The organism is Fibrobacter sp. UWOV1 (assembly GCF_900142495.1).
Taxonomy (GTDB): domain Bacteria; phylum Fibrobacterota; class Fibrobacteria; order Fibrobacterales; family Fibrobacteraceae; genus Fibrobacter.
In genome coordinates this window covers 421750-444609 of the sequence record NZ_FRBA01000001.1, presented here as the reverse complement: position 1 = coordinate 444609, position 22860 = coordinate 421750, and the positions used below count along the sequence as shown (strand labels likewise).

At 51.9% G+C, this 22860-nt stretch carries 18 protein-coding genes and 1 tRNA gene; 12 read left to right on the top strand and 7 right to left on the bottom strand.

Features of this window, described 5'->3' with window-relative positions:
• The first annotated feature begins 22 nt into the window (after nucleotides 1-22).
• The 5 genes from BUC02_RS01905 (at nucleotide 23) to BUC02_RS01885 (ending at nucleotide 6723) form a co-directional block, all read left to right on the top strand.
• On the top strand, nucleotides 23-634 hold the full coding sequence (locus BUC02_RS01905) for a GGDEF domain-containing protein (RefSeq protein ID WP_073317875.1): 612 nt from the start codon (nucleotides 23-25) through the stop codon (nucleotides 632-634).
• Nucleotides 624-2282: a bifunctional diguanylate cyclase/phosphodiesterase gene (locus BUC02_RS01900; RefSeq protein ID WP_175549781.1), complete on the top strand. Its 1659-nt coding sequence runs from the start codon at nucleotides 624-626 to the stop codon at nucleotides 2280-2282. Before BUC02_RS01905 ends, BUC02_RS01900 begins: the two co-directional genes overlap by 11 nt.
• 166 nt (nucleotides 2283-2448) lie before the next feature.
• Nucleotides 2449-4938, top strand: coding sequence for an NPCBM/NEW2 domain-containing protein (locus BUC02_RS01895; protein ID WP_073317869.1), 2490 nt, complete (start codon nucleotides 2449-2451; stop codon nucleotides 4936-4938).
• A complete protein-coding gene (locus tag BUC02_RS01890) occupies nucleotides 4935-6020 on the top strand; it encodes a glycosyltransferase (protein ID WP_073317866.1) in 1086 nt (361 codons plus the stop codon). The genes BUC02_RS01895 and BUC02_RS01890 overlap by 4 nt, the downstream gene beginning before the upstream one ends.
• Nucleotides 6021-6036: 16 nt before the next feature.
• Nucleotides 6037-6723 carry a hypothetical protein gene (locus BUC02_RS01885; protein ID WP_073317863.1) on the top strand — a complete coding sequence of 229 codons (687 nt, stop codon included), beginning with the start codon at nucleotides 6037-6039 and terminating at the stop codon, nucleotides 6721-6723.
• A gap of 124 nt (nucleotides 6724-6847) precedes the next feature.
• On the opposite strand, the gene BUC02_RS01880 is transcribed toward BUC02_RS01885, so the two are convergent.
• Nucleotides 6848-7732, bottom strand: coding sequence for a phosphoribosylaminoimidazolesuccinocarboxamide synthase (locus BUC02_RS01880; RefSeq protein WP_073055694.1), 885 nt, complete (start codon nucleotides 7730-7732; stop codon nucleotides 6848-6850).
• A 66-nt stretch (nucleotides 7733-7798) separates the two neighbouring features.
• Nucleotides 7799-8509 carry a polysaccharide deacetylase family protein gene (locus BUC02_RS01875; protein ID WP_073317860.1) on the bottom strand — a complete coding sequence of 237 codons (711 nt, stop codon included), beginning with the start codon at nucleotides 8507-8509 and terminating at the stop codon, nucleotides 7799-7801.
• Nucleotides 8510-8647: 138 nt separating this feature from the next.
• On the opposite strand from BUC02_RS01875, the gene BUC02_RS01870 reads away from it, so the two are divergent.
• Complete coding sequence (locus BUC02_RS01870; RefSeq protein ID WP_073317857.1) at nucleotides 8648-9493, top strand: undecaprenyl-diphosphate phosphatase; 846 nt, start codon at nucleotides 8648-8650, stop codon at nucleotides 9491-9493.
• Nucleotides 9494-9856: 363 nt separating this feature from the next.
• A complete protein-coding gene (htpG, locus tag BUC02_RS01865) occupies nucleotides 9857-11743 on the top strand; it encodes a molecular chaperone HtpG (RefSeq protein ID WP_083564377.1) in 1887 nt (628 codons plus the stop codon).
• A 115-nt stretch (nucleotides 11744-11858) separates the two neighbouring features.
• Here the strand turns inward: htpG and BUC02_RS01860 are convergent, their stop codons facing one another.
• Nucleotides 11859-12902: a BamA/TamA family outer membrane protein gene (locus BUC02_RS01860; protein ID WP_073317851.1), complete on the bottom strand. Its 1044-nt coding sequence runs from the start codon at nucleotides 12900-12902 to the stop codon at nucleotides 11859-11861.
• A gap of 93 nt (nucleotides 12903-12995) precedes the next feature.
• On the opposite strand from BUC02_RS01860, the gene ettA reads away from it, so the two are divergent.
• A complete protein-coding gene (gene ettA / locus BUC02_RS01855) occupies nucleotides 12996-14690 on the top strand; it encodes an energy-dependent translational throttle protein EttA (RefSeq protein WP_073317848.1) in 1695 nt (564 codons plus the stop codon).
• Nucleotides 14691-14807: 117 nt separating this feature from the next.
• On the opposite strand, the gene mqnE is transcribed toward ettA, so the two are convergent.
• From mqnE to BUC02_RS01835, 4 genes are all read right to left on the bottom strand, one after another.
• A complete protein-coding gene (gene mqnE, locus BUC02_RS01850; protein WP_073317845.1) occupies nucleotides 14808-15848 on the bottom strand; it encodes an aminofutalosine synthase MqnE in 1041 nt (346 codons plus the stop codon).
• A 1-nt stretch (nucleotide 15849) separates the two neighbouring features.
• Complete coding sequence (locus tag BUC02_RS01845; protein ID WP_139260971.1) at nucleotides 15850-17889, bottom strand: M23 family metallopeptidase; 2040 nt, start codon at nucleotides 17887-17889, stop codon at nucleotides 15850-15852.
• Between the two features lie 111 nt (nucleotides 17890-18000).
• A tRNA-Ala gene (locus tag BUC02_RS01840) sits at nucleotides 18001-18073 on the bottom strand.
• 175 nt (nucleotides 18074-18248) lie between these two features.
• Nucleotides 18249-18794, bottom strand: a complete 546-nt coding sequence (locus tag BUC02_RS01835) for a peptidylprolyl isomerase (protein WP_073317843.1) — start codon at nucleotides 18792-18794, stop codon at nucleotides 18249-18251.
• 167 nt (nucleotides 18795-18961) lie between these two features.
• Here BUC02_RS01835 and pyrR point away from each other — a divergent pair, with 167 nt between their 5' ends.
• The 4 genes from pyrR to BUC02_RS01815 all read left to right on the top strand — a co-directional run bounded on the left by pyrR (nucleotide 18962) and on the right by BUC02_RS01815 (nucleotide 22855).
• The gene (pyrR, locus tag BUC02_RS01830) at nucleotides 18962-19522 is read left to right on the top strand and encodes a bifunctional pyr operon transcriptional regulator/uracil phosphoribosyltransferase PyrR (protein WP_073317840.1); all 561 of its coding nucleotides are present in this window, start codon (nucleotides 18962-18964) and stop codon (nucleotides 19520-19522) included.
• Nucleotide 19523: 1 nt separating this feature from the next.
• Nucleotides 19524-20483 carry an aspartate carbamoyltransferase catalytic subunit gene (locus BUC02_RS01825; protein ID WP_073317837.1) on the top strand — a complete coding sequence of 320 codons (960 nt, stop codon included), beginning with the start codon at nucleotides 19524-19526 and terminating at the stop codon, nucleotides 20481-20483.
• On the top strand, nucleotides 20470-21756 hold the full coding sequence (locus tag BUC02_RS01820) for a dihydroorotase (protein WP_073317834.1): 1287 nt from the start codon (nucleotides 20470-20472) through the stop codon (nucleotides 21754-21756). The genes BUC02_RS01825 and BUC02_RS01820 overlap by 14 nt, the downstream gene beginning before the upstream one ends.
• A gap of 193 nt (nucleotides 21757-21949) precedes the next feature.
• Nucleotides 21950-22855, top strand: coding sequence for a PilZ domain-containing protein (locus BUC02_RS01815; protein ID WP_175549780.1), 906 nt, complete (start codon nucleotides 21950-21952; stop codon nucleotides 22853-22855).
• The last annotated feature ends 5 nt before the right edge of the window (nucleotides 22856-22860 follow it).

The window sequence follows — 22860 nt, the reverse complement described above, 5'->3', positions numbered from 1 at the left end:
CGAAACTTACGCGAAACTGCAGTTGACCTCTATTACGGATTCCTTGGCGGAGGTGTTTAACCGTGGCGAAATTCAACGCCGAATTACCCAGTGCGTGACGTCAGGACGACCTGCCTGCCTTGTAATGTTCGATATCGACAATTTTAAACAAATTAACGATACCTGGGGCCACAAGGAAGGTGATAACGTTATTCAAGAAATCAGCCGTCTTTTGAGAAGAGTTGCCGATGAAACCGGAGTATCCGGGGTCGATGCGGCTGGCTTTAATATGACTGATTTTGAAGGCATGTGTGCAAAGGAATACGAACTTCATGGTGGAGACTCTTTACAGCCTGTTCCTGTGATTCTGAATGTAAAATCTCCCATTGGCCGTTGGGGTGGCGAAGAATTCATGGTGCTTTTGCAGGATTCTTCGTTAAAAACGGCTATAGATTTTGCTGATAGGGTGCGTGTCGCGTTCAATGATATTACATTTGAAAAAGCTGGACGTCGTTCCGTGAGTGCAGGTGTAATTGAACTTCGGAAGGGCGAAAGCGCTGATGCCGCAATCGTTCGCGTTGACAAGGCTCTTTATAGAGCCAAGAAAAACGGCAAGAACTGCGTTGTGGTGTCTGAAGGAGAAAATGATGGATAGCGTTGTCAAAGCGAAAATTGATTCCTTGTATGAGGCTTTTTCGGTACTTGCGAATGGGGCATACATCTATGTCACCGATATGAGAACAGATTGGACCCGCTGGTCTAAAGAGGCTGTTCACTATTTTGGCTTACCTGACGAATATATGCAGGGGGTAGCTTATGCCTGGATGGAAAAAATCCACCCGGATGATCGCGCCGCCTATAAAGAAAATATTGACAAGGTCATGTCCGGCCAGATGAACGAACATAATCTTCAGTATCGCGTGTTGACAAAAAGTGGCCGTTACATTGTTTGCACCTGTCGAGGTGTTCTGCTCCGTGACGAACACGGAAACCCGAACTACTTTGGCGGAATGATCAAGAACAATGACACCCTAAGCTATTATGACGATGTTTCCAACATGAGAAGCCTTTATGGTTTTTTGGAAGACATGCAGTCGACGAGTTGGCGTGGTAAAAGCCTGCAGGTGATGATTTTGGGCATTAATGATTTTTCTCGTCTGAATGAAATTTACGGCTACACGTTCGGAAACCGCGTGCTCCAGGAATTTTCAAAGATGATCAAGGTCGAGGCCCATGGCCTGGGTGATTGGTACCGAATGGATGGAACCAAGTTTGCTATTGTCTGCCAGAAAGCCTCTGTTGAAGACCTGAAAAACCTGTACAAACGTATCCAGTACAATTCCCTTCATGATTTTAATGTGGATGGAACTCGCGTAGTTCTTTCGTTTGTCGCAGGAGCCATCAACCTCGAAAAATTCGATGTCAGCGTAGAAACCGTTTATTCTTGCCTGCGCTTTGCCTATTACGAATCCAAGAATAATCACTTGGGTGAGTTGTATATTCTTAAGAACGACGTAAACGACGACAAGCGTTTCGCCATCGAGCGTATCAATGTGATTCGCAATAGCATCGTGAATCATTGCGATGGGTTCTACTTGTGCTACCAGCCGATTGTGGACGCCAACAGCGAAAAGATTATTGGCGCCGAGGCTCTGATCCGTTGGAAAAATGAGGAGTACGGCGTTGTACCTCCGGTAGAATTTGTCGATATTTTGGAACAAGATAATTTGTTCCCGGAACTGGGTAAGTGGATTCTAAGGACTGCAATCAAGGATGCTAAAGTATTCCTTGAATCGAATCCAGGCTTTGTAATCAACGTAAACCTTTCGTACACCCAGCTAGAAAAGCCGAATTTTGTAGAAAGCGTACTTTCTATTCTGGAAGAGGAATCATTCCCGCCGCAGAACCTGTGCCTGGAAATTACGGAGCGTTGCCGCCTTTTGGACATGGCTCTTCTTAAAGACATCTTTACGCGGCTGCGCAATAAGGGGGTCAAGGTGGCGCTCGATGACTTCGGTACCGGCTTCAGCTCTATTGGCGTGTTGCGTGAACTGCCGGTGACTACGGTGAAAATCGACCGCAGCTTTGTCATGAATATCGAACAGGATACTTCTGACCAGAAGACTGTTCGCTTTATTTCGGAACTGGCGGATTCCTTCTCGTCGTCGGTAACTGCAGAAGGTATCGAAACGCCCGAAATGCGAGAATTCCTGCTGCGATTCAAGGTCAAGAGCCTGCAGGGGTTCTACTACTCGAAACCGCTGCCGGTTGACGAGTTCATGGCCAAGTACGTGAATGTGTAGGTGCGGCTGTGCTAGGCGCCGTTCTGAGGTTTGAGGACGCTCGAAAACTCGCTTTGAGGAGTGTGTTTTAAAATTTGGCGCCTGTGGCTCGATTATTATGGCTCAAAGGGGCGAAAGCCCCGAGCTCATACCTGAGACCTCGTAGCCTCTTTCTATATTTCTCGGTATGAATAATATTCTTGAACGTCTGGGCATTGGCCGCAGGCATTTTGTTGTAATTGGAATTACGCTTGCCGTTTTGGTAGCAGCATTCCTTATTTTCAATAATTTATCCGTTTCGTATGCCCGTCGCTGGGATATTGACTGGGGCTATTACTCCATTCTTTCGACCTTCATTTTGCTGGTCGTGGGCATTGTCGTCAATTTCCCTGTTGTCGCGCGGGGCTGGAAAAGCTTTAGGCCTTCGGGCAAGAGCATTTGTGCCTTTGCGGGGATTGCGCTCGTGTTTTCGGTGTTCATGTTCGGAAACATCAGCAACACGCACCGCGTGCTCAGCGATGAAACGAGCTGGGAATCCATGGGTCTCCAGATGTTCTTTGACCACACGGGTGGCGTCTGTAACGAGGGCATTTGGGAAAACGGGGTGCTGGATTGCAAAACCGAAGTGAACAACTTCAAGGGCAAGGCGCTGGGTTTTGTGTATTCGCTTGTGTTCAACTTTATGGAACCCAACCGCGATACAGCCCTGTTGGTCAACTTTCCGTTCTATTTGCTTAGCCTGCTGTTCTTCTTTTTTGCGCTTTCCAAGTGGTTCAAGAACGAATGGGTGGCTCTAGCAGCGACGGCCTTCTTGGGCGGCATGCCGATTTATCTTTTGCAGGCGCGGTCCGCCTCGACCGAAGTGCTGTACATATTCTTGCTTGCGGTTCTCATGGCGTGGTATGCCTTTGTGCCGGCAAACAAGGTGAACTGGAAACATTTCCTCTTGACTGTTCCTCTGCTTGGATTCTTTGCCCAGACTAGGCAAGAAACGGTGTTTGCGTTTATTCCGTTTGCCCTTTACTACTACAAGTATTTCTTTGAAAAACCGCATAGGCTTCCGCTGTTTGTGGCGTCCGTGATTGCCGTGAGCTGGCCTTCGGTGAATACCATGGCTGCTTACCGTGGTTACGATTTCCAGGGGGGCGAACATGCGGCGCATTCGCTTGAAAACTTCTGGTTCAACCTGAAGACGAATATCGAAGTCATGATGAACCTGGACCAGGATCCGTCTTTTGGCGGCATCATGCAGAATCCGTTCTATACCACCTTTACCGTTATTCTGCTAGCCGCTACGGCTTGGCTCCTGTTCCGCTTGATTTATTCCCGCAGGTACTGGCGCGGTGCTTTGCTTGGGATCACGTTCTGCCTGCAGATTTTCGTGATTCTTTTGAACGTGTCGGGTACGTTTACGATCGATATTAACCAGCGTTACGTGCTGGTGGCGCTCCCGCTGTTTGCCTTGATTATGGCGCTTGGCCTTTACGATGCGCTTGAATTTTCGACCAAGATGAAGCCCGAGGCGGCCGGCAAGATTGTTCTGGCTGTCGCAACAGCCCTCTCGGTCGGACTGATGATTTATCATGGAGATAGTTACCGCCATAACATGCTCTATTACAAGAATAAACTGTTGGGCGAAGAAGACTACCTCGACAAGGCTCTTGAAAGCTATCCGAAGAATTCTGTTTTCATTTACGCTCGCCCCTGGCAGATGCTTGCTTCGGGACACAGTTCTTTCAGTGAACGTTCCTTTATGAGCTGGGATAACGAAACCTTTGCCAAGTGGCAGCAGGTTTCGGGCGGAAACATTTACATGGTGCGTGGCCAGGACGGCTATGGCGAACTCAACCGCAAGTCTCGCGTGGTGGGCTTCAAGACGACCGACCAGGTCGATGAAATCTTGAAAGACTACAAGAGCGAACGTGTGTTGATTGAACCCAAGCTGTTCGGTTACCCGCTTGCCATGTACAAGATTACGGCAAAGAAGGGCGTGTCGACTTACTTGCAGAATTTCTTTGTGAGCGACATGGAAAACAATGCCATGGTCGTGAACAAGCGATTCCCCGAAACAATCACTTGCAATTATTCCTTGAATGGCGAACTGCAAGAAGAATTGATGCTTTCGCTGAACACGGATACGCTGTTGTTGGATTCGACAAAGATCATGGCGGGCATGAACTGCGTGACATTCGAATGCCTGATGCCGGATTCTGACACGCTTACGCTCAAGAAGGATTTCTTTGTGGAATCGCCCGAGGTGATGTTGCTGTCGGAACTCAAGATGGAAAGCTTTGAACAGGCCTGGGGACAGCCGCAAAAGAATGCGACAGTCGAACACCGCAAGATTACGATTGACAAGGAAGTGTTCCGTTACGGAATCGGGTCTCATGCGCCGTCGTTCATGAAATTTGCGCTCCCGCGTTCGTTCAACAAGTTCCATGCGACCATTGGTCTCGATGACGAAAGCGTCGGTGGCGATGGGGCTTCGTTCATTGTGTTGGGCGACAACCGCGAGTTGTTCCGCAGCAAGCGCATGTATTCGACCGAAAAGCAGACAATCGTGGTTGATGTCACTGGCGTTCATGTGCTGGAACTCCGCTTGGACGAAGGCGATAAGCATGACAAGGACTTTGACCACGGCGATTGGGCGAATGCTTGGCTGGAGGCGACTCGTTGAAAGTTCTAGTGGCGCCACTTGACTGGGGACTGGGGCATGCGACTCGTTGCGTGCCCGTGATTCGGGAATTTCTGAATCAAGGAGCCGAGGTCGAACTTGCGGTGGTGCGCTCGAACGCAGCCTTGCTGCGAGAATTCTTTCCGAATTTGCGCCAGCGCCTGGCGCCGTCTTATAACATCGTTTACCCCAAGCACGGCTACAATATGGGGCTCTGGCTTGTCAAGAACGGGGTACACCTGCGGACGGTGATGAATTACGAGCACAGCTTTGCCGAAGAGATGGTGAAACGCTACCATTATGATGTTCTGGTATCAGACAACCGTTTTGGTTTTTACAGTCGCGGTGCGAAATCAGTTTACATGACGCACCAGCGTCGCATAGCCTTTCCGAAGGTGCTTTCGGCATTTGAACCGCTCGGTATGCTTTGGCATGCGTCTGTTATGAAGCGCTTTGACGAAGTCTGGGTGCCGGACTTGCCCGAAACTCCGGGGTATGCGGCAGGGCTATCGCACGTGAAAACTTGCCCGGTGCCGGTAAAGTATGTGGGCGCCCTTTCGCGTTTTGAAGGCGAAAACCTGACCGCGAAATCGGATACGCGTTATCGCTTTGTTGCGGTGGTGTCCGGTGTAGAGCCTGCACGTTCGCGCTTTGAAAACGCCTTGCGCAAGACGCTTGTGAAAATTCCCGGTCGCCATGCAATTATTCTGGGAAAGCCCTCGCTTGGTGTAAAAAGTTCCAACGAACAGAACCTGGACCTGTTTACGCATTTGCCTGATCAACAGTTTGCTGCTGTCGTGAATAATGCGGAATGGGTTATTTCGCGTGGCGGTTACAGTACCGTGATGGATATGGCTGTACTCGGAGCCCGTTGTATTTTTGTGCCGACTCCTGGGCAGTATGAACAGGTGATTCTTGGTCGCGACCTTGCTCGCGAAGGTTTTGCCGCGACTATCGATGAATCCAAATTTTCGACAGAAACCTTGCTTGCAACGATTGGTGAAAAAGCCTGCGTGGCCCTCCCGAAACCAAGTGACAACAATCTTTTGAAAAATGCTGTTTGTGAGTTGATCACTAACCACTAACCACTTCCTACTGTCTATGCCTCAATTCATTCTCGCTTTCCCACTCACTAAAGAAATTAATGAACCGCTCGCTTTAACCGAAACCGTGACGCTTGCTGCCGATGCCGCGTCGGCGATTATTCCCGGCTGCAGTGTGATGTTCAAGGTAATCCGCAAAGAACGTGTGGCGGGCCTTGCCGATATTTTCAAGGAACACCAGGATATTCCGGCAGAGACTGCCGCGGCAATTGAAGCACACAAGTCGCTGTTGTTCTTGCTCGGCGAAGTCAAGAATATCGAAGAAGTGACCCAGGTGAACATGGCGATTCTGAAGGTCTTTAACGCGGGTGCCTTGGGCGTGTACATGCAGCAATGTGGCGCCGCCTGGACCGATGCGGGCTTCCGCGAAGAAGTGGGCGATGGCGAATACCCGATGGATCCGTGGATCAATTTCGTAGAAGCGAACGATACAATCTATACGCTCGGGCTTGCAACGTTCGTGCTGCCGGATTTGTGCATTGCAGCCAGTGCCGAAGATCCGCAAGAGGCCTTGCTGATGGCGGCTGATTCCTTGTTCGGCGATGGCATTCCCGCTAAGTCCGGCTCCGAAGTTGACCTCGGCGAAAGCGTGCATTACGTGCTTCGCGCCGAAGCCAAGAATCCCTTCCCGAAAGACAGCCCCGAATACAACAAGCAGGGAATCTTAAGGCTAATTAAAAAGTAGCAGTGAGCGATGAGGTCGCTTCGCTCTTCTGTTTGATAAACAGAAAAAGAACCTAGTTGATACTAGGTTCTTTTTGCTCAAAGCTCATTGCTCAAAGGGCGCATAGCGCCCGAGCTCATTCCTCTTACAGTTCCGGTTGCTTGCCGGTGAGGCGCACGAAGATTTCTTCGTACTTGGCGAGCGTGTTCTTCACGACATCTGCCGGGATTTCCGGACCCGGGTAGGTCTTGCCCCAGTCGAGAGTTTCGAGCCAGTCGCGAACGTACTGCTTGTCGAAGCTTTCCTGGTTCTTGCCCACCTGGTACTTGTCGGCCGGCCAGTAACGGCTGGAGTCTGGCGTGAGCACTTCGTCGATGAGGATGGTTTCGCCATCGATTTCACCGAATTCGAACTTGGTGTCGGCGAGGATGATGCCCTTGCTTGCTGCGTAATCGCGGGCCTTCGTGTAGATGTCCAAAGACATGTCGCGGAGGGTGGTTGCAACCTTTTCGCCCACGATGTCGAAAGTCTGTTCGAAGCTGATGTTTTCGTCGTGGCCAACGTCGGGCTTGGTGCTCGGTGTGTAGAGCGGCTTTTCGAGCTTCTGGCAGAGCTGCAGGCCTTCCGGGAGAACATGACCGCAGATCTTGCCGGTCTTCTGGTAGTCCTTCCAGCCAGAACCCACGATGTAGCCGCGGACGATGCATTCCACGGAATGGCGGTGAGCCTTCTTCACGATCATGGAGCGACCGCGGAGGTAGTCGGCGTGCTTCTTCAAGACGGCCGGATATTCGTTCACGTCGGCGGTGATGAGGTGGTTCTTCATGCCGAGGTGCTGGAACCAGAACAGCGAAAGCTGGTTGAGGATTTTGCCCTTACCAGGGATCGGGGTGGGGAGCACCACGTCAAAAGCGGAAAGACGGTCGCTGGCGACCATCAGGAAGCTGTCGCCCAGGTCGTACATGTCGCGTACTTTGCCCTGGTGGAACAGCGGAACTTCGGTAATGGGGGTTTCGAATTTTAAGCTCATAGTAGCCCAAATATAGGAAAATAGTGGGCTGTTGGCACTATGCAGTCGGCAGTAAAAATGACCGGCTTACAGGTCTTTGTACTGCGAAAGCTTGCGCCCGCTGTTCAAGGCGATGCGGATCAAATCGTGGATTTTGTCGGTCCGGGCAGGGAAATCCACCGGGTGGAGTGCGATGCGGGGGAGTCCGACAGGAACCTTCAGGGCGATGGCGCCGAACTTGAAAGCGGCCTTGATCAAAAAGTCGGGGATACCTGCGAAACTGGCGACAGGGGAGGCGTAGCGCTTGCCTTTGGCGGTCACCAGGGCGAATCGTTCTTCGTAGAGCATTTTTTCGGCGTGCACTTGGCTCGGCAGGAACTTGTTGCTGTACCAAGTCGGCGGGACAAATGCGGTTGGCTTTTCGGTGCTTCCGATCAATTCTTTCCAGGCGTCTAGGCCCGCGTGCAGGAGCCTGCTGGATTCAAATTCGCTGAGGCCTGCAAATTCGGCTTCGCCACCGGTCAGGTTCATTCCGATAAGGCCGGCGTAGCTGCGGCCCTGGCTGAATTCGGCCTGGTGCTTGTAGCCGTGGAGGGCGAGCTCGAATCCGTCTGCTTTAAGTTTCTGGAGCATTTCGCGAAAGCCCTTGACCATGTCGGAGGGGGCCTTTTCGGTATCCGGAATAACGAGCACGCTGAAAGGTCTACCTGCCAGGTCCTTGAGTTCTTCAAGAATCGGGGCGACTTTCTGGTAGTTCCAGACGCTGAAATCGTGAAAGCAGAGGAGGAATTTGCGCATGAAAAAAATTATAGAAAAAAGAAGTAGACAGTAGACGGTAGACAGTAGACAGAAAACAGCTAAAATGTGTCTCAAAATTGCAAAATACTTCCTACTGCCTACTTCCTACTTCTTACTAAAAGCTACATTTACCCTACTATGTTTGAATCTATCATCCTCGGCCTTTTGCAGGGCCTCGCCGAATTCCTCCCCATTTCCAGCTCCGGTCACCTCGTTATCGGACACGAACTTTTAGGCATGAACGAGGCGGGCATGTTCTTCGACATCATGCTCCATGCCGGCACGTTGCTTTCTATCTTCGTGGTGTTCCACAAGAAGATTACCGACATCATCGTGGGTTGCCTCCATCGCGACAAGGACCAGTTGCGTGAAGCGGGTTACATCATTCTGGCAAGCATCCCGACGGCTTTGATCGGCCTCGGCTTCAAGGACGCTCTCGAAGGCCTGTTCGAGAATCCGCGTGCCGTGTGCGTGGCGGAACTCTTTACGGGCTTGTTGCTGTTTACCTCGCAGTGGGGCGCGACCGGTGCCAAGCATCCGGATAACGAAGGCGTTAAGATGAACTGGTGGCGCGCGTTGGTGACGGGCGTTGTTCAGGGCATTGCCTGCATTCCGGGAATCAGCCGCAGCGGTTCTACCATCAGCGCCATGATGTTCATGGGCGTGAACCGCAAGTACGCGGGTGAATTCAGCTTCCTCATGAGCATTCCGGCCGTGGGCGGGGCAGCACTCCTCGACTGCATCAAGTGGATCAAGTGCCAGAGCATGACTCCCGAAAAAGCGCTACTGGACCCGGAAAAGGCATTGAAGTGTGCCGATGCCGGTGGCTTTACCCCCGAACTTCTGGTGGGAATGTTGGTATCCTTCATCTTCGGCATTATTGCCCTCAAGTGGCTCATGACCTTCTTGCAGAAGGGCAAGTTCCAGCACTTCGCCTGGTACGTGTGGGCCGTGGGTATCTTCGGACTGATCTTTATCAAGTAAGGTTGCGAAAGCGGTTTGAATGTCGGGGCTCAATCGAGCCCCTTTTTCTTTTATGCCAAACGGTCTTTTGTGAGCGACAAGCGCCTCGTATTAACGAGGCGTGGTTGCGACCTTTGGACACTTGGCCTTTTTAGGCCTTAGTGTACATGGCCACCTTTAGGTGGGAGTGAGGCGATATCGTATTCTTGTTTATTCGGTAGAGCCGAACGGTCTTTTATTGGCACGGTTCTTGCATCTTCTATAGCGAAAACAAGGCAGGACTGCCATTTTGTTTCATTTTGAAACATTGTGGCGGCCTAGACCGCTTGAAAATTAAACATCAAGGAGATCCCCGCCTTCGCGGGGATGACAAAGGACAGAAAAATGGCAACAGAGAAGATGGAATTCCAGACCGAAGTTCGCGACATGCTGAACTTGATGATCAACTCCCTTTACAGCAACAAGGAAATCTTCCTCCGCGAACTCGTTTCTAACGCGGCGGATGCGCTCGACAAGCGCCGCTTCCTTTCGCTTTCTAACGCCGACTTGCTTCCGCAGGGCACGCAGCTCCGCATCGACATCTCGGTGAACAAGGAAGGCAAGAGAATCGTTGTGGAAGACAACGGTATCGGCATGAACAAGGAAGACTTGATCAACTGCCTGGGCACCATCGCCCGTAGCGGCACCAAGAACTTCATCAAGAATTTGAAGGAAGGCGACAAGGGCAGCGTCGATTTGATCGGTCAGTTCGGCGTGGGCTTCTACTCCGTGTTCATGGTCGCGAAGAAGGTCGAAGTGTTGACCCTTAAGGCCGGCGAAACTCAGGGTTACCTGTGGTCTTCCGAAGGCACGGGCGAATTTGAAATTTCTGAAGCCCCGCGCGACAAGGTGGGTACCAAGATTACTTTGTACCTGAAGGACGACGAGGATGCCGAAGATTTCGCAAGCGAATGGAAGATCAAGGACATTGTTCAGAAGTACAGCGGCTTTGTAAGCTACGGCATCTACTTCCACCCGGAACCGACCAAGAACGACAAGGGCGAACTCGAAGAAAAGCCGGAAGAACGCCTGAACGAAAAACAGGCATTGTGGCGCCAGAGCGAAAAGGAAGTCACCGAAGAACAGTACAAGGATTTCTACAACGTCATCAGCCACGAAGCCGACGAACCGGCCGCTTGGAGCCACAGCCACGCCGAAGGTTCCCAGGAATTCTGGAGCTTGGTCTACATTCCGTCCAAGGCTCCGTTCAACATTTGGCACAACGATGCTTTGCATGGCCTGAAACTCTATGTGAAGAAAGTCTTTATCATGGACGACTGCAAGGACCTGCTGCCGCCTTGGCTGCGCTTTGTGCGCGGCGTGGTCGATAGCGAGGACTTGCCACTGAACGTGTCCCGCGAAATCTTGCAGAACAACAAGATCATCACCAACATCCGTAAGCATGTAATCAAGAAGGTGCTCGACACCTTGCAGAACATGGCCGACAAGGATGCCGCGAAGTACAACGCCTGGTGGCGTGAACTCGGCATGGTCCTTAAGGAAGGCTTCTACATGAACTGGGAACATCTTGACGAACTCAAGAAGTTGCTCCGTTTTGAAAGCACCAAGACTGAAGGCGACGCTCTCGTGGGCCTCGACGAATACGTGAAGCGCATGCCGGAAGGCCAGAAGGAAATCTACTACCTCATCGGCGACAAGAATGCCGTGAAGTCTAACCCGATGCTCGAAGCCTTCAAGGCCAAGGGCTACGAGGTGTTGCTCATGAGCGACGGCATCGATGAATTCATGATGTCTAGCCTCACCGAATTCGGCGACAAGAAGTTCCACGACATCGCTCGCGGCGACGTGGACTTCGAAAAGACCGAAGACGAAAAGAAGGCCGAAGAAGCTAACAAGGGCATCTTCAAGGGACTCTGCGAAAACCTGCAGAAGGTCTTGGACGAAGACATCAAGGAAGTCCGCGTGTCCAGCCGCTTGAAGGATAGTCCCTGCTGCCTCGTCACCAGTGAAGACGCCATGAGCGCCCAGATGGAACGCATGATGAAGGCGATGGGCCAGAAGAACTTGCCGAAGAGCAAGCGCATTCTGGAAATCAACCCGACGCACCCGATTTGCGAAATGCTCAAGAAGAAAGTCGAAGCCAAGGAAGACCTGGGCGATTGGCCGAAGGCCCTCTACGGTCAGGCTCTACTTGCCGAAGGTTCTCCGCTCCCGAACCCCGCTGAATACGTCAGTGCGATTACCAAGCTGTTGACTGCTTCCGTCAAATAGCCGTTTCGGTGTCATTCTGAGCGGAGGCGTGTAACGCCGGAGTCGAAGAATCTATACACTTGCGAAAAAGACCGCGATTCACTCGCGGCCTTTTTTGTATGCATTTTGATAAAAATTAGAACGATTCTCTCAAGTCAATCGTAATGCCGATGTGCTTGCCGTCGACAAGCGAAAGGTCGCCGCGGGCGTGCAGCTTTTCGCTTTTGTTCAAGGCGAGGCGTCCGCCGAAGCCTACGGCGTAATGCACTTGGCGCCTAAAGAGTTCGCTAAAGTAAGGCGCGGATTGCAAGGCTTCACCAAAGATAACGCCTGCGAATCGCCAGAAGAGCGGCCTGCGTAATTCCATTTGCCAGATTAAGGCCTGCGTGTCGTTCCAGATTCCTGATTCTACGCCGCGGAATCGCTTGGTGCCGTCGGGGCCGGCGAGGCAGCCGAGCGGAACATTGTCGCCGCGGCTCTGCTTTGCGTAAAGCCCGAGAGCGATGGAAGTTTCCCAGAATAGGGGAGCGTAGAATCTTGCGTCAAACGTTTCAGTGTGGTAGCTAAAGTCGCCGCCGAAAAAGATTTCTTCGAAGCTTGCGTAGTAGCCTTTGGTGGGCCAGTTGTTGTTGTCTTTTTTATCGAGAACCAAAAGGTAGCCGCCGCCCAAATAAAATCCGTCTTGGTAATTTTTGGGGATGTCGCTTCCGAGTTCGTTGTCGCGGGCTTCACCTTCTAATACAATTCCGTAGCGCAGAGGAATGTTGTTCGAAATGCCGAAGTTCATTTCGAAGGGAATCTTGCCGTAGATAAAGGTGCTCTTGTATTCGTCTATGCGGTCAAAATCTCCGCGGGCGCCTCGTTCAAATAGCGAGTATTGCCACTTGTTCAAGTTGAGTTTTGCCGGAATGTGCAAATGGTCTTGGAAAAGCCACAAGTTCGGGGCATACTGGAATTGGAACTGCCCGCGCGTGGTTCCGCGTGCAATAAAATCCATCGAAGAAATGTTTTCGCCTTCTTGGAATGGCCTGAAGAACAGGACGAATACAGCACCGTACTGAATCTTGGTTTCTTCGGTGTAGGCGCCAAAGGGCAGCAATGAGAATCGCTGGAAGTTGTCTTGTGCATGAGCGCAGATGGCAAAGACCAGACTTGCGATTATGGCGTAAACGAACTTCATGACACAAGTATAGTAAAGGTTTATTTGTTATATTTGATCAAACTTCACATTTCACACTTCACACCTCACATTTCGAAGCGAAGCGAGCTAATTATGGCCGAACAGAATAAAGCAGAAAAATTCGTTTTCTACATGTACAAGATGACCAAGTCCTATCCGCCCAACAAGGAGGTGCTGAAGGATATTTCCCTCAGTTTCTACTATGGCGCAAAGATTGGCATCATCGGCCAGAACGGTGCCGGTAAGTCGACGCTCCTCCGCATTATGGCGGGCATCGACAAGGAATTCCAGGGCGAAGCGTGGATTGAACCGGGCCGCACCGCGGGCTACCTGCCGCAGGAACCGCAGCTGGACCCGAACCTGACCGTCAAGGAAAACGTGATGCAGGCTGTCGCGAAAAAGCAGGCCATTCTGGACCGCTTCAACGAAATATCCATGAAGTTTGCTGAACCGATGGAAGACGACGAGATGAACAAGCTCCTCGACGAACAGGCAAAGCTTCAGGATATCATCGACGCTCAGGATTTGTGGAGCCTCGACCGTAATATCGAAATTGCGATGGACGCACTTCGTTGCCCGCCGGGCGACTGGCCGGTGACGAACCTCTCCGGCGGTGAAAAGCGCCGTGTGGCTCTCTGCCGCTTGCTTCTCGAAGAACCGGATTTGTTGCTCCTTGACGAACCGACGAACCACTTGGATGCCGAAACGGTTGCATGGCTCGAACGCCACCTCCGTGAATACAAGGGCTCCGTGATTTTAGTGACGCATGACCGTTACTTCCTTGACAACGTAACGAACTGGATTTTGGAAATTGACCGCGGTCGCGGCATTCCTTGGGAAGGCAATTACGCCCAGTGGCTTGACCAGAAACTTGAACGCATGAAGAACGAAGAAAAGGGTGAATCTGATCGTCAGAAGCGCCTCGCTCGCGAACAGGAATGGGTGAAGGCTTCTCCGAAGGCACGCCAGGCCAAGAGCAAGGCCCGCTTGAAGGCTTACGAAGACTTGCTCGCCGAAGATTCTCGCGAACAGATCAAGGTGGCGCAGATCCACATTGCAAACGGCAAGCGCCTGGGCGATATCGTGATTCAGGCGGAACACTTGCAGAAGGCCTTTGGCGACAAGGTGCTCTTCGACGATTTGAACTTTAGCTTGCCGCGTTCTGGCATCGTGGGCATTATCGGCCCGAACGGTGCAGGTAAGACAACGTTGTTCAAGATGATTATGGGTCAGGAAAAGCCCGATGGTGGTACGCTCAAGATTGGCGAGACCGTTGAAATCATCAGCATGGAACAGGGCCGCGACAGCCTCGACGATTCCAAGACCGTGTGGGAAGAAATCACCGGCGGTAACGACGAGATCATGGTGGGTGACCGCAAGATGAATGGCCGCGCCTACTGCGGACTCTTCAACTTCACGGGTGCCGCCCAGCAGAAAAAGCTGACGGCCCTTTCGGGTGGTGAACGCAACCGTGTGCTCATGGCGAAGAACCTGCAGAAACCGGGCAACGTACTTTTCCTTGACGAACCGACCAACGATCTCGACATCGAAACGTTGCAGGCTCTGGAACAGGCTATCCTCAAGTTCGCAGGCTGCGCCGTGATTATCTCCCATGACCGCTGGTTCCTGGACCGTATCGCCACGCATATCCTCGCTTACGAAGGCGATTCGAAGGTCGTGTGGTTCGAAGGCAACTGGAGCGAATACGAAGCCGACCGCCGCAAGCGCTTGGGCGAAGATGCCGACAATCCGAAGCCCATCAGGTACAAGACGCTGACGAGACAGTAGTACAATGTGTAATGTGTGGTGTGGAATGAGGAATTAGTCATTCACATTTTGCATTGCGGCGCATGTCGATTTAATCGATTAAGCAAAAAAAGCAGGATTTCATCCTGCTTTTTTGCGTTAAGAAAATCGTTCGTACAGCGCATCGCGCTCCACTGGCACGAGCCCTTCGTTTGTAATCAGGGACTTCATGCGCTCGGGGCTCATGCCCACGGGAACCGTGGCGCCGGCGGCGTGCGTAATCTTTTCTTCGATAATCGTACCGTCCAAATCAGACGCGCCGGCGTGGAGCGCCTTCATTGCGGTCTCGATTCCCATCTGGATCCAGTAGGCCTTGATGTGCGGGAAGTTGTCGAGGAAAATTCTTGCGACGGCGACCGTGCGCAGAATGTCTTCTTCGCTAGTAATGTTCGGAACGATTTTATGCAACGCATTGTGTTCCGGATGGTACACCAGCGGAATGAATGCAAAAAAGCCCGGCGCTTCGTCCTGCAAGTCGCGCAACATCTTCATGTGGGCGATGCGATCTTCAATCTTTTCGATATGTCCGAAAAGCATCGTCGCATTCGTCGGGATTCCAATCTTATGGGCCGCGCGATGAACGTCGAGCCATTCTTCGCCAGTTTCTTTGCCCGGACAAATCTGGTCGCGAACATCCTGCACCAAGATTTCGGCGCCGCCACCGGGCAGTGCATCAAGGCCTGCTTCCTTCAGCGTGGTCATAATCTGTAGCGGAGTCTGTCCCGAAATTTTCGCGAAGTGGCAAATCTCCACAGCGGTAAACGCCTTCAGGTTCACTTTAGGGAATTCCACGCGCAGCTTACGCAACATTTCGATGTAGTAATCGAACGGATGGTCCGGATGCAGCCCGCCTACAATGTGCAGTTCGCGGGCGCCGCCTGCAATGGCTTCGGCGGCCTTGTTGCGAATGGTGCCGTAATCCCAGTCGTAGGCGGTGGGGCTATCCTTCTTGATTTTAGAGAACGCGCAGAACTTGCAGTGCAACACGCACACGTTGGTGTAGTTAATCTGGCGGTTGTTCACCCAATACACAGACTTGCCGTGCCTGCGTTCCTTTTCGGCATTCGCGCGGGCACAGAGTTCGTCGAGCGGGGCGTTTAAAAATAAATCTAGAGCTTCGGCTTCAGTCAGGCGTGCCATGTTACATCTCGGGGATGTCTACGTTATAGCTTGCCTTGTGACCGGCTTCGTCCACGAGCTTGATGGTGAAGGTTCCTTCTTCGGGGAGCTGGGCACCTTCAATCACGATTTCGCGAGGCTCGGAATCGTATTCGGCAGCAACCCATTTCTTGCCGACCTGCACCGTAATGGCGTTGCCGTCAGGAATGCCTGCGTACTTGAACTGTACCGGAACCTTCAGGGCCGGCTGACGTACGCCGCTAATCATCATGTCTGACCAGTAGGGGAATCCGAGTGTCGGCGCTTCGGTGCTTTCGATGTTGGTAATGTCGCGGATTTCGTTCATGGTAGCGCAGCGGTTCTTGCCCTTGGTCTGCTTGCTAAAGTAGAACCAGTTGCGGGTCGTTTCGCCGAGCCAGTAAAGCGGTTGGTTGTTTTCCGGATTGTCGATGCAAACGGTCCAATTACCGAGCTGCATGCCCTTCGGGTGGAATTCAAAGTAATCCAGGCTGTCGGTATGCGTGCGGGTGACAGCCAAAATCTTCTTGGTGGTGTCGCGGCCCGTCGGAATGCCGGTGAGCTTCTGTGTGACGCCCACGTTGCCAAGCTTGGTAGACCAGTTCACGCTTCTCTGGTACTGGTTGAATGCGTAAAGTTCGATGCTTGCATCGGCAGCGACGCCGTCGCCAGTGGACCTAGCGTCAGCGGTGTAGTGGATGCTTGTCATTTCGGGGTAGATTTCAAGGAGGCGGCCGATGGTAATCGGTGCCGGCTTGAGTGCCTTACACATATCTTCTTCAATCACCTTGTCGCCGGTCATGGCGGTAAACTTCATGCCGTTCTTGCAGCGGAACAAATCGAGCATCGGGCGGCTAAGGAACGTGAACAGCGGAGAGGCCTGGTCCTTGTACAACTGCATGGGCTTGTCGCTCTTGCAGCGCGGGTGGAACGTGAACTTCTTGCTCACCTTGTTGCCGCTGTAGTCTTCGGCTTCGATGGTGTAAGTCGAAAGCGGAGCGAGCTTGGCGTTCACAAAGTGCCAGTCGCCTGCAGTGTCGGCTTCTTCGGCCCACAAGAGCTGGTCGCGGATCAGAGCCATCTTGCTGTAACGCAGAGTGTCGAGAATTTCTTCAAAAATCTTTTCGTCGTAGCGCCACACGGTAAGACGGCGTATAGACATCGGATTGTCCTTGGGCTCACGGCTGTAGTCAGCAATCTTAACGGCCATGCTCAAGTTGAATTCGTTTTTCACCGGTGTTTCGACGCAGCCCTTACTGATGGCTTCCGGATTCGTGACGGCGAGGTGGTTGCCCTGCCATACGGCAATGCCAAAAATCTGCGGTGCCAAGGTGTCGGTAATCACGACGCCTGCTTGCACGGGGTTAATAATGCGGTCATTGTCCAGGCGGACTTCCAAGTGCAAGTGCGGGTTGCCAATGCCGGTGCTGCCCGAGAAGGTCAGCGTGTCGCCCTTCTTGTAGCTTGCATTTGTCTTGATGGTGACGTCGTTCTTCTTGGAGGAATACTGTTTCTTGATAATCTGGTCGTCGAGTTTGCCGAAGCTGCTCTGGTGTGCGAATGCCCAGGTCTTTCCGCTTTTACCTTTGAAGAGCATCAGCTTTCCGTAATGGAATGGAGAAACTCTAAGTTCTACAACCTTGCCGTCTTCGGGGGCGTAAATGGGCCAGCCTTCTTCCATCTGGGTGGAATAGTCAAAGCCTGCGTGGTAACGCGTGCCGCGGTTTTCGCCAAAACTCGAGGTCAAGTAAGCGTCACGGTCGAACGGGCGGTAAGTCGGTTCGTCTGCTTTGAGAACTCTCTTTTGCTCCATGCCGTCGGCGTTGTTGACTTTGCTTGCTTCGGCGCTTGCACCGAAGTTGTCGTTAGATACTTTTTCGCCGGACTTGGCCTTGATGCAGTCTTCGTAGGCGAAGGCATCCATGGTCTTTTCGTTGCATTCGGCGGCAAATGCGGAGGGCATCATGGCGAAACTGGCCATTGTACCCAGGAACATTCCCTTACGGGTGATTTTAGCGAGTTTGTTCAAGATTGTAGTATCCATACCACAAAAATACAAAATTATTACAAACTAGCGGACGAGGTTGTTTGTTTTGCAGGATTTATGTGATGTGAAAAAAAGAACCGTTTGCTTATGCAAACGGTTCTTGTCTAGTGGAGCTAAGGAGAGTCGAACTCCTGACCTCCTGCATGCCATGCAGGCGCTCTACCAACTGAGCTATAACCCCGAAGGACGAGCCAAATATAGAAGAACTAATTTGACTTGTCAAGGGACAAAGAGAAAAAAAATGATTTTTTTTCTCTTTAGAGCTTAGAACTTAGAATTTAGAGCTTAGAATAGCGTCATTTCGAGCGAAGCTCGGCAATCTATCTAAGCTCTACCAACTAAGCTCTATCGACTAATTACGCCTTTTCGATAGTCACGGATTCGATGATCACATCTTCGTACGGGGCGTCGCGGCGGTCGGTCTTGACGCCTGCGATTTCGTCGAGGACTTCGAAGCCTTCGTAAAGCTGGCCGAATACGGAGTAGCCGTCAGCGGGGCCGGGGCCAACCTGGTCGTGGTCCAAGAAGTGCACGTTGTCGCCGTGGACAATGAAGAACTGGCTACCGATGGAGTTCGGCATGGCGGTCTTTGCCCAGCTCAGGGCGCCGCGCATGTGGGTGAGGCGCGGGTCGTACTTGTCGCCGATCGTGGTGCCGGGACCCTTGGCGGAGTGGCCACCCGTGCCGTTTCTGCGGGTAAAGTCGCCACCCTGGATCATGAAGTCCTTGATAATGCGGTGGAACGGTGCGCCGTCGTACTTGCCCTGCTTGGCGAGTTCGACGAAGTTCGTGGCGCATTCGCCGACGATATCTTCAAAAATGCGCAGCTTCATGGTGCCGTGGTTGGTCTTCATGATGGCGATCGTTTCGCCTGCTTCGGGTTTGCCAAGCTGATTGAACATGGAATCTCCTGTTAATGTCCCGGCAAGGCTTTACCGGGGTTTGATGTTTCTTTTCTTATATATACAAAAAAATGGGGTCTATTTCTGTACTTAAAGGCGAAAAACCATAAAAAATGCTAGATTAACAGAAAAACATCCTACTTCGAACTTCCTACTGTCTACTATTTATGAAAGACAACTGCAAAAAAATCAGAGAGCTCCTGTCTGCCCAGGCAATGGAATTCGCTCTCGACGAAATGGCGGCAAAGCTTGCCAAAATGCACCCGACTGCCGATGACATGGTGGTGCTCGGCATGGCAAGCCGCGGAATCCCTCTCGCAAAAAAAATCTGCGAACGCTTAAGTCAAAAGTTTAACAAGACTGTGCCGATGGGTAGCCTCGACGCGACCTTCTACCGCGACGACTTCCATTACCGTAAACATGTCGGTACGACCGAAATCCGAGTCACCGAAATGCCGGCCTCGGTTGAGGGCAAGACGGTGATTCTCGTGGATGACGTGCTCTACACGGGCCGCTCGGTGCGTGCTGCCATGCAGGCGATTCTAGACCTCGGACGCCCGGCGGCCATTCGCCTTTGCGTGCTGGTGGACCGTGGTCACCGCGAACTTCCGATTGCGCCCGATTGCGTAGGACTTACGGTCGAGACCGCACAGGACCAGGAAGTCCGCGTGCAAATCGAACCGATTGACAAAGAAAATTCTGTATACCTCGTAGAAGTGGAGGGATAACGTGAGCGCACTTCAGATCAAGCATTTGTTCGGACTCCAGGGAGTTTCCAAGTCCGATATTCGTACTATTTTGGATAACGCCAAGCAGTTCCGCGAAATTTTGGAACGCCCGGTCAAGAAGGTCCCGAGCCTTCGCGGCATGACGGTGGTGAACCTGTTCTTCGAGAACAGTACCCGTACTCGCACGAGTTTTGAACTGGCCGAAAAGCGCCTCTCTGCCGACACGGTGAACTTCGCAAGCTCGAACTCCAGTGTCAAGAAGGGCGAAACTCTGGTCGACACGCTCCGCAATATCGAGTCGATGAAAATCGATATCGTGGTGGTCCGCCACAAGGGGACTGGGGTACCCAAGTTCCTCGCCGAACACAGCGACGCCATTATCGTGAATGCGGGCGACGGCGCCCACGAACACCCGACGCAGTCTCTGTTGGACATGCTCACGGTCGAAGAAAAACTTGGAACACTCGAAGGCAAGAAGGTGGCAATCGTAGGCGATATCCGCCATAGCCGCGTGGCCCGCAGTAATATCTGGGGCATGACTACTATGGGTGCTCACGTGACGCTTTGCGGACCTTCCACCTTGGTGCCGCGCAATACCGAACTTCTGCAGTACAAGGAACTTGCGGGTAGCGTCTCTTGGGAAACCGATGTCTACAAGGCTGTCGAAGACGCCGATGCCGTGATTGCGCTCCGCTTGCAAAAGGAACGTATGGACGACGCGCTCCTCCCGAGCATGCGCGAATACCGCAACTTCTTCGGTATTACCGAGAAGGTCCTTTCTGAAGCCAAGGACAAGGTCATCTTGATGCACCCGGGTCCGATTAACCGCGGTGTGGAACTGGACAGCGATATCGCTGACGGTGAACATTCCGTGATTTTGGATCAGGTGACTAACGGCGTTGCCGTGCGTATGGCAGTGCTTTACCTTTTGGCTGGAGGTCGTGCAAATGAAAATGCATAAGGAATTGAATATCAAGAATCTCGTCCTCAAGAACGCGAAAGTTTGGAACGGCAAGTCTTTTGAAGATCGTAAAGAAGTCGCTTTCGAACAGGGAAAGGGGCTTGCTACAGAAGAATTCGATTGTGGTGGCGCCTTGGTAATGCCAGCCTTGTTTGGCTTGGGTGTTGATTTTATGGAACCGCTCCGCGACGACGTCTACACGTTTGCAGATGGCCTTGATGCCTTGCACCGTGGCGGCTTTTGCGGCGCCCTGTACGAAAGCGCTGCCAATCCGATTGATGATGCGGACAAGCTTTCGGCAATGAAGTTCCGCGTGAACTCGCCTGATTTGGAATACAACTTTGCCAACCGTTTCGATATCAAGTTCCTGGGCGCATACAGCAAGGGCTTCGGTTCCGACAGCCTCGCCGAAATGATGGAACTCGCCGAAGATGACTGCGTTGCCGGCTTTGGTGACGGCAACGAAGCGATTCCTTCGACACGTTTTATCCGTCTTGCCATGGAATACGGCAAAATGACTAACAAGCGATTCTTCTTCCAGCCGCTGGACAAGTCGCTCCGTAAGCATGGCTGTGTGCATGAAGGCGCCTACTCCGACATGCTCGGCATGAAGGGAATCCCGCGCATTGCTGAAACCATTGCCGCCCATACGGTGCTCGAAATGGCCCGATTCTTGCAGGTGCCGGTGCACTTTAAGCAGGTGACTTGTGGCGAAACGCTCGACCTCGTGCGCGAAGCCCGCAAGAAGGGTATCGATGTCACGTGCGATGTCGGCTTGTACCATTTGCTTTTGGACGATTCCTGCCTGGAAACCTTGGATTCTGCATACCACATTCTGCCTCCGATTCGTTCTGCTGCTGACCGCGAGGCCTTGTGGAAAGGTATTGAAGACGGTACGGTGAATGCAATCAGCATGAACCACACGCCGGTGCTTGGCCAGGATACCGAAGTGAACTTCGAAGATTCCGTGCCGGGAGCGCTATCTCTTGAAATCGCACTCCCTGCCATTTGGAAGGAGCTGTGTGCCAGAGTGGGCGAGGCTCGCGCCATTGAACTTCTGTCGCTTGCCCCTGCAAAGTTGGTCGGCGCAAAGTCGGCCTTTGACGAAAACACTCAAAAGATGTCAAACATCGTGATTCTCGATCCGAATAAGCCGCACGAAGTTTCCAAGAAGGATTTTGCAGGCCACGTGAGTAATTCTCCGTTGCTGGGCAAGACGCTTCCGTCTTCGATTCTGGCGACCTTCGTTAGCGGAGTGTGGACGAAACTTTAGTTCGGTCTTCTGAAAAACTATGTCTAATCTGCTGCAACAATTGTCTGATCTGGTTTTGATGTGGCGTGAGCTGCTGACGTGGCCCCCGCATCCCCTTGTTATAGTCTTTGTTGCGTTCATCATCTGTTTATTCTTTGCGTTATTTGCACTGTGGGAAATCCATTGCATTAATAGTCGTCGTGAAAACGAAGAAATGTTTGGAACTCAGCTGTTTGACGAAAAGGTGTCAGAACGTGGTTTTTCGGACAAAGAAAAAAGGACTTTGGACAAAATAATCAGAAAGTCGACTTTTGAAAACAAGGACGCCATTCTGAATTCGTCGGGCCTTTTTGAGCAGGCTGTTACAGCGTTCTATGATGCGCGCAACGTGTTCGATGTCCGCGATGAAACCCTGGAAGCAGTGGAGCGCTTGCGCAACAAGATGAACTTCACGGCCTCGAATCCTTTGTCTGAAATCTATTCGACCAGACAGTTTAATGTTGGCGACCGAATTGACATGATTCCCGACAACGGAACCTTGATTAAGAGATCCGAAATTGTATGGCGTACCGAAAAGGAATGGGCAATCTCTTACGATGGAAGTGACGGTCCGGCCAAGTCTTTTGTCGGACGTGACTTTCGTATTCGTTGGACTCGCCCAGACGATGCCATTTATTCGACCACGGTGTCTATCCGTCGCCTCGATGATTCTGCAAATTTAGTTTTACCTCATTCCTCGTCCCTGGACAAGCGCCAGTTGCGTCGCTGGGTTCGTGAACAGGTCGCCTTCCCTGTAACGGCCGTGTTCGAAAATGGCGAAACATTGTACGGGACTTTGCTTGACCTTTCTGCTGGCGGTATCATGATTGGACTGCCCAAAGAATGCTATCCGGGCCAGCACATGCGTATCCAGTTTGAACTCCCGAGTTTCGGTGACGAAGACGTGGAAATTGAGATTTTGCGCAATTTAGGCCAAAGAAACCAAGAATTTCCTAATTACTATTGCCTTACGGCCTCTTTCCGTGGTAAGTTCGGTTGGACCCAGGAAAGGGTGCTTCAGTACCTGTTTGAGCTGAGCAAGTCAAAAAAAGAGACGAAAAAGTGGGTAAAAGAGGTCTAAGTAGT

Bases quoted from the DNA above. Each gene is read 5' to 3' on its own strand.
- BUC02_RS01845 (WP_139260971.1), bottom strand. From the start codon at position 17,889: ATGGATACTACAATCTTGAACAAACTCGCTAAAATCACCCGTAAGGGA.
- BUC02_RS01815 (WP_175549780.1), top strand. From the start codon at position 21,950: ATGTTTGGAACTCAGCTGTTTGACGAAAAGGTGTCAGAACGTGGTTTT.
- ettA (WP_073317848.1), top strand. From the start codon at position 12,996: ATGGCCGAACAGAATAAAGCAGAAAAATTCGTTTTCTACATGTACAAG.
- htpG (WP_083564377.1), top strand. From the start codon at position 9,857: ATGGCAACAGAGAAGATGGAATTCCAGACCGAAGTTCGCGACATGCTG.
- BUC02_RS01875 (WP_073317860.1), bottom strand. From the start codon at position 8,509: ATGCGCAAATTCCTCCTCTGCTTTCACGATTTCAGCGTCTGGAACTAC.
- mqnE (WP_073317845.1), bottom strand. From the start codon at position 15,848: ATGGCACGCCTGACTGAAGCCGAAGCTCTAGATTTATTTTTAAACGCC.
- BUC02_RS01860 (WP_073317851.1), bottom strand. From the start codon at position 12,902: ATGAAGTTCGTTTACGCCATAATCGCAAGTCTGGTCTTTGCCATCTGC.
- BUC02_RS01870 (WP_073317857.1), top strand. From the start codon at position 8,648: ATGTTTGAATCTATCATCCTCGGCCTTTTGCAGGGCCTCGCCGAATTC.
- BUC02_RS01835 (WP_073317843.1), bottom strand. From the start codon at position 18,794: ATGTTCAATCAGCTTGGCAAACCCGAAGCAGGCGAAACGATCGCCATC.
- BUC02_RS01820 (WP_073317834.1), top strand. From the start codon at position 20,470: ATGAAAATGCATAAGGAATTGAATATCAAGAATCTCGTCCTCAAGAAC.
- BUC02_RS01885 (WP_073317863.1), top strand. From the start codon at position 6,037: ATGCCTCAATTCATTCTCGCTTTCCCACTCACTAAAGAAATTAATGAA.
- pyrR (WP_073317840.1), top strand. From the start codon at position 18,962: ATGAAAGACAACTGCAAAAAAATCAGAGAGCTCCTGTCTGCCCAGGCA.
- BUC02_RS01900 (WP_175549781.1), top strand. From the start codon at position 624: ATGATGGATAGCGTTGTCAAAGCGAAAATTGATTCCTTGTATGAGGCT.
- BUC02_RS01880 (WP_073055694.1), bottom strand. From the start codon at position 7,732: ATGAGCTTAAAATTCGAAACCCCCATTACCGAAGTTCCGCTGTTCCAC.
- BUC02_RS01895 (WP_073317869.1), top strand. From the start codon at position 2,449: ATGAATAATATTCTTGAACGTCTGGGCATTGGCCGCAGGCATTTTGTT.